We start from the raw sequence: 1,058 nt of genomic DNA on the forward strand, positions 1-1,058 counted from the left end.
TACTACGCTGAAACAAACGGCCCGATAGATATCGAAGCCGCCAACAAAACGGCGGCATGAAAACCGGGACGGTTCACAGTGCTGTCCTCTCGCAAACATTGCGCTCCGAATTTTTCCTGGCACTTTCTATCGGCTCAGCTACGCAGCAGTTATCAGGAACGCTTCTCGACAAATAATTCGAACTCGACTCAATTACGGCGACAACACCTCACTGGGCGACGATGTCGTGCTCCGCGGCGCAGACGAACCAACCGATACGTCAGCTGAGGGCGGTCAGAAATTTCTGAGTGGACCTCGCGGCGCACAGAACTGGGAATTCGTTCAACTGCACCGCTACTTCTGGGATCCCTTGTTTCCGCCCAGTGAATCCATCGCCTTGGGTCAGGCCGTGTTCGATGCCCCGGAGCAGCACCTGGACGTCAGATTTGCCTTGGGCCAGACCCTTGTCAATGATTGCCAGACCAATGCTTCGATCAGTGCGGATGACGAGTTGGTGCTTCTCCTCAACGGCCGTGCCAACGGCACCCCCTACAACTGCAAACCGTGAGGACCATCATGAGAAAACGCACTCGTTTCGGCTTGGCCGGCCTCGCCGCCATCGGCCTGGCAGCACTGGTCGTCGCTAACCTTCCCGGTCACGCGGAAGTGGCCGTGAATTTCAGCGATCCCAGCGTCGGCTTCCGTGACCAAGCCAGCGGCGCATACCTGCGCATCGACCTGGACTCCACGGCTGCTGGAGTGGGCCAGTTCTACTTCAGCGCACCGGGCGTGGGACTCGTCGTCCCCGCGAAGCCGGCGACCCTGGACCCACACAGCGCCCACGACGAACAGTTCCGCTTCAACGGTGCCGGCACCCAGTATGCCTCGGCCGTGCTGACCAGCGACATCGCCCAACCCGTCCCGAGCGGGGCATCCAGCAACGCAACTATCAAAATCATTGGTCATGACGACCCGACCGCGCGCGCCGCGAACGTGGAAGTGTGGATCAACGGCAAGCACTTCACCCTGAAAGCTGCGCCCGCCCCGCACAACGCCGGCCCCACCCTGACCGCGGTCAT

General features: G+C 60.5%; 2 protein-coding genes. Both read left to right on the top strand.

Annotated features, from left to right (window positions below):
• Positions 1-226: 226 nt before the first annotated feature.
• Positions 227-547: a hypothetical protein gene (locus QN357_RS19025; RefSeq protein WP_322136672.1), complete on the top strand. Its 321-nt coding sequence runs from the start codon at positions 227-229 to the stop codon at positions 545-547.
• A gap of 8 nt (positions 548-555) precedes the next feature.
• A partial coding sequence (locus QN357_RS19030; RefSeq protein WP_323505404.1) for a hypothetical protein occupies positions 556-1,058 on the top strand: 503 nt, incomplete at its 3' end.

The sequence above is a fragment of the Cryobacterium sp. RTC2.1 genome (genome assembly GCF_035018685.1).
GTDB lineage: Bacteria > Actinomycetota > Actinomycetes > Actinomycetales > Microbacteriaceae > Cryobacterium > Cryobacterium glucosi.